This is a genomic window from Faecalibacterium gallinarum, from assembly GCF_022180365.1.
GTDB classification, from domain to species: domain Bacteria; phylum Bacillota; class Clostridia; order Oscillospirales; family Ruminococcaceae; genus Faecalibacterium; species Faecalibacterium gallinarum.
In genome coordinates this window covers 1-4523 of record NZ_BQKV01000040.1, presented here as the reverse complement: position 1 = coordinate 4523, position 4523 = coordinate 1, and the positions used below count along the sequence as shown (strand labels likewise).

The window sequence follows — 4523 nt, the reverse complement described above, 5'->3', positions numbered from 1 at the left end:
GAACACTTATGTGTTCCTTTCGCATTGTCTCTACTACCAGTTGCTTAAATTCCGGCGTGTAGCGTTTGTTCGGTATTCCTTTTGGCATAATAAAACACCCCACTTGTTATCCAGTATACCATACTGTCTAACAAATGGGGTGCAGTTCACTTTTGGGAGGGTGCGGTTTTTTTATTTATGATCAAATTACAGGATGCACAGACAGCCCAGGGCAGTCAGGACGGCGGGGATGGAGATGATTTCGCCGTATTTCACAAAGGTCAGGAAGGAGAAGTTGATGGAGTGTTCCTTGATGATGCTCAGCCACATGATGCCGGCCAGAGCGCCCACCGGGGTGAGCAGCGCCCCCAGGTTGCTGCCCAGAATCACGGCGTAGACCATGGCGGGGGTGGCCTGGCAGCTGCCCAGAATCGAGGTGAACAGCACGCTCATGGGGATGTTGTTGATGACGTTGGAGGCCGCAAAGGAGGCCAGGCCATAGGCGAAGGGGTTATCCGGCAGGCTGTGGGCCAGGGTCTCGGTGACGCCCGCCTGGTTCAGGGCCAGGATCAGGACAAACATGGACAGAAGGAAGGGGGTCAGGGCCCAGGGCAGCTTTTTCAGGGTGTGGCTCAGGACGCTGAAATCCCGGCCGGTGTGCTTCAGATAGACGGCGGCGCAGGCCATGCAGCCCAGAGCGAAAGCCAGGGCGGCGGCCCACATCTCAAACCCGGCGTAGGAGGCGATGGCCATGGCCACAATGCTCAGGCCCAGGAACACCAGGCCGATGGAGGAGAGGGATTTGTTCCACTGGAGCTGCTCCATAGGCTGGACCTGGATGGGCATGGCCAAACTCTTGCGGAACACCAGGAACAGCACCGCCAGGGAGGCCAGCCCCGCCGCCAGGGTTACCGGAACCATGTGATAGGCGTAGTCGAAGAAGTCGATGCCGAAGGCGGTGGAAATATAGATGTTGGTGGGGTTGCCGAAGATGAAGAACATACTCCAGGTATTGGCCGCCACAAACTCGCCGAAGATGTAGGGGATGGGGTTGATGCCGGTCCGCCGGGCGAAATAGAGGATGAAGGGGGTGAAGGTCAGGATGATGATGTCGTTGGAAGTAAAGACCGTCAGCACCGACACCACCCCGAACAGGATGAAGAAGCATTTCAGCTGGCTGGTGCCCGCCATCTCCACCACGCCGGAGGCCAGGTGATTGTAAAAGCCCGCCTCATCCAGGAAAACCGAGATCGCGGTCATGGAGAAGAAGAGGATCAGGATTTTCAGGGGGTTCACCGCCGTGTTGGTGAAAAAAGACTGGCCGATGGCCTCGGGGGAGACAAAGCCGGCCGCCACGGCCAGCAGGGCCCCGGCCAGGGCGGCCACCCAGTAAAGGGAGAACTTGTGCCCGCGGAAGGAGCCGGGAGCGTTGGTCACAACGCAGAGGATCACGGCCGCCGCCGTCAGGCCGAAGAGCAAAAGCTGGGGAAGCATAGGGGCAAATACACCTTCCTTAATAAATTGTTTACAAAATTATCCCGCTTATTATAGCGCACCCGCCCAAAAAGTCCATGCGCAGAACCGCCGAAAATGCTTAAACACCGGCCCCGGAAATTGGAGGTTCCCAGCCCGGCCCGCGCCGGAGGGGGGCTTGACAAACCGGGTAAACTGTATTATTATCTTAGTACAATAACACGTCACCAAAGAGGAGGCGGCCTATGAAATGGCAGTTTTCTGCGGATGCGCCGATCTATACCCAGCTGGTGGCTCAGATCCAGATGTACATTGTCTCGGGGGCGCTGCCCCCGGGGGAGCGTCTGCCCTCGGTGCGGGAGTTTGCCGCCGAGGCGGGGGTCAACCCCAACACCATGCAGCGGGCCATGGCCGAGCTGGAGCGGGAGGGTCTGGTCCACAGCCAGCGGACGGCGGGGCGGTTTGTCACCGAGGACCGGGCCCGGATCCAGCAGGCCAAGCGCCAGTGCGCCGAGGAGCAGATCCAGACTTTTCTGGAAAAGATGGAACAGCTGGGGTATACCCGGGCGGAGATTTTGCAGCTGATGGAACAGCAAGGGAAAGGAGACGGGTAAGATGCCTGTTTTGGAATGTACGAATTTATCCAAGAGCTACGGCCCCAAAAGGGCTCTGGAGAGCGTGAATCTGGCGCTGGAACCGGGGCGGATTGTAGGGCTGCTGGGGCCCAACGGCAGCGGCAAATCCACCCTCATCAAACTGACCTGCGGGCTTTTGACCCCCACCGCCGGAGCGATCCGGGTCTGCGGCGGGGCTCCGGGGCCGGCCAGCTGTGCCCAGGTGAGCTACCTGCCCGAGCGGATGGCGGTGCCGGGCTGGATGTCGGTGAAAGAGCTGCTGGGTTTTTACCAGGACTTTTACGCCGACTTCCGCCGGGATGCCGCCGAGCAGATGCTGGCGGACCTCCATCTGGAGCCCAAACAGCAGATCCGCCAGATGAGCAAGGGCAACCGGGAGAAAGCCCAGCTGATCCTGACCATGAGCCGGGCGGCAAAGCTCTATCTCCTGGACGAACCCATCGGCGGGGTGGACCCGGCTACCCGGGACTATATCCTCTCCACCATTATCGCCAACTATAACCCGGAGGCTACGGTGGTGATTTCCACCCATTTGATCGCAGATGTGGAAAAAATCCTGGACGAAGTGGTCTTTCTGCGGGAGGGGCAGCTGCTGCTCCACCAGGAGGTCGACGCCCTCCGGGAAGAAAAGGGGAAGAGCGTGGACGCGCTCTTCCGGGAGGTGTTCAGATGCTGACCAAACTATTAAAGTACGAGTTCCGCGCCACCGCGCGGGTGATGCTCCCCCTCTATCTGATTCTGCTGGCCACCGCCCTGGGGGCCAACCTGTCCACCCGGGGCATGGGGGATCTGGGCACCCTGCTGGTTCTGGCGTTTGCTCTGGCTATCCTGGCGGTGTTCATTATGAGCGTGGTCATTATGGCCCAGCGGTTCCGGCAGAACCTTTTGGGGGACGAGGGCTATCTCATGTTCACCCTGCCGGTTTCGGTCCACCATCACCTCTGGGCCAAGATGATCGTCTCGGCGGTCTGGTTTGCCGCCAGCCTGCTGGCGGTGATCCTGGCGGCGATGCTGTCCGTCTCAGGCCAGCGGGAATTGCTGGAGTTTTTCCGGGAGTTTGGCCGGATGCAGCTTTCCCCCGGGGAGTGGGCGAACTTCTACACCTTCCTGCTGGAGCTGGTGGTGCTGGGTTTTGTGAGCAGCTTCACCCTCTGCCTGCAGTTTTACGCCTCCATGGCGGTGGGATACAGCTTTTCTTCCCATAAAACCCTCTGGTCGGTGGGGGCGTTCCTGCTGCTGAGCATGGTTTCGTCGGTGGTGACCAGTATTTTGGATTTTGACATCGACTTTGACGAGGTCGGGCTCCTCGCCCCCGGCCCCATCCATCTGCTGATGTGGGTGGTCATCGCGGGGTGCGTCGTGGTGGGCGCTGTGTATTACTGCATTACGGCGTATTTCCTGAAAAACCGTCTCAACCTCGCCTGAGCGGAGATCGATTCATTTATAAATAAGACAGGAGGACAAAACGATGAAACGGAAACTGTTATCTCTGGGCTGTGCTTCGGCTGCGCTGGCGCTGCTCTGCGGCTGCGTGCCCCTTCAGATGGCAGACTCCACCCTGCGGGAATCCAATTTCTTCGAGAGCATGGCAGACGCTTTCGCTCGGAAGATGGTGGAGTATGCCGAGAACGCCGAATCTGTGGAGACGGTGGAACTGGTCCGGCGGACCTACACCACCGCCGAAACCATCACCCGGGTAGAGGTGGAGGACAACAACGCCCCCATCGAGATCCGCACCGGTACGGGGGACAAGGTCACGGTGGAGTACGGCGAGCCCGAGGACCAGAGCTTTTATACCATCTCGGTGCGGGGCGGCACCCTGTCGGTGGAGCGCCTGGAACGGAAGCTGGGCGGGGTCCGGCTCACCGGGGATGACACCCTGGTGATCACCCTGCCCGAGAAGGAGTATGCCTCCATCGAGGCCGATACCGACAACGGCAGCCTGAAGGTGGAGAACCTCTCCGCCCGCCAGATGGAGCTGGGCAGCGACAACGGCGATATCGAGACCAAAAACGTCACCGCCCAGAGCCTTTCCGCCGAGACGGACAACGGCACAGCCCGGCTCACCGACACCACCGCCCAGTACCTGGAAGCCCAGTCCGACAACGGCGAGATCATTCTGGAGCGCACCACCGCCGATGTCTACGATTGCGAAACCGACAACGGCAGCATTACCGGCACCCTGAACGGCAGCGCTGAGGAGTATTCCATCCAGGTATCCAAGAAAAACGGCAGCAGCAACCTCTCCAGCCGCACCCTGGCCGGGGCGAAGAAGTCCATCCGGTTCCAGACCGACAACGGCGACATTCAGGTGGAGTTTGCGGGCTGATCGGGCGTTCCCGAAACAATCTGCCGCCCGGGCGGGTGGGTATCCTCCCTGAACTCCCACCGCCCTGGCAGATTCCATACAACAAAGCAAGGGGGCGGACCAGCCGC

At 60.0% G+C, this 4523-nt stretch carries 5 protein-coding genes; 4 read left to right on the top strand and 1 reads right to left on the bottom strand.

The features are described from left to right. Positions 1 to 186: 186 nt before the first annotated feature. A complete protein-coding gene (locus JCM17207_RS06855; RefSeq protein ID WP_238316873.1) occupies positions 187 to 1473 on the bottom strand; it encodes an ArsB/NhaD family transporter in 1287 nt (428 codons plus the stop codon). 224 nt (positions 1474 to 1697) lie between these two features. Between JCM17207_RS06855 and JCM17207_RS06850 the strand changes: the two genes are divergently transcribed. From JCM17207_RS06850 to JCM17207_RS06835, 4 genes are read left to right on the top strand one after another with little or no spacing between them, the layout of a single operon-like run. Beyond that, positions 1698 to 2066: a GntR family transcriptional regulator gene (locus JCM17207_RS06850; protein ID WP_238316872.1), complete on the top strand. Its 369-nt coding sequence runs from the start codon at positions 1698 to 1700 to the stop codon at positions 2064 to 2066. A 1-nt stretch (position 2067) separates the two neighbouring features. Next, positions 2068 to 2763: an ABC transporter ATP-binding protein gene (locus tag JCM17207_RS06845; RefSeq protein ID WP_238316871.1), complete on the top strand. Its 696-nt coding sequence runs from the start codon at positions 2068 to 2070 to the stop codon at positions 2761 to 2763. Next, complete coding sequence (locus tag JCM17207_RS06840; RefSeq protein WP_238316870.1) at positions 2757 to 3512, top strand: DEAD/DEAH box helicase; 756 nt, start codon at positions 2757 to 2759, stop codon at positions 3510 to 3512. Before JCM17207_RS06845 ends, JCM17207_RS06840 begins: the two co-directional genes overlap by 7 nt. A 43-nt stretch (positions 3513 to 3555) precedes the next feature. Next, a complete protein-coding gene (locus JCM17207_RS06835) occupies positions 3556 to 4416 on the top strand; it encodes a DUF4097 family beta strand repeat-containing protein (RefSeq protein ID WP_238316869.1) in 861 nt (286 codons plus the stop codon). Positions 4417 to 4523: the final 107 nt, after the last annotated feature.